Origin of the sequence: Psychrobacter sp. TB20-MNA-CIBAN-0197 (assembly GCF_040309765.1) — a bacterium.
In the GTDB taxonomy this organism is placed as follows: Bacteria; Pseudomonadota; Gammaproteobacteria; order Pseudomonadales; family Moraxellaceae; genus Psychrobacter; species Psychrobacter submarinus.
In genome coordinates this window covers 1-259 of record NZ_JBEOPC010000876.1, presented here as the reverse complement: position 1 = coordinate 259, position 259 = coordinate 1, and the positions used below count along the sequence as shown (strand labels likewise).

The following is a 259-nucleotide window of genomic DNA, read 5'->3' as shown; positions in this document are numbered from 1 at the left end:
CAGCTATAGTCATCATTGCAATTATTTTGTTGGGTGGCTTTTTCATGTTCTTGTCCAAGGTGACAGGTTAGCCGCAACAGAATGTATTGCTAACAAGCATCTAAATCCTACATTGCCGGCAGCCACACTTTTAGCAAGCAACGCAAAAAGCCCGCCAGTGCAAGGCGTATTAGGCGAGCGTTAACAATGTCCGCAATTGGCACTAAGCCGAACTTCGGCAAAGAGCGATAACCGACCATTCAGGTGAGTCGTCATTAAC

General features: G+C 46.3%; 1 protein-coding gene. It reads left to right on the top strand.

Features of this window, described 5'->3' with window-relative positions; all coding sequences use genetic code 11:
* A partial coding sequence (locus AAEY83_RS16365; protein WP_351060727.1) for a hypothetical protein occupies positions 1-184 on the top strand: 184 nt, incomplete at its 5' end.
* Positions 185-259 lie beyond the last annotated feature (75 nt).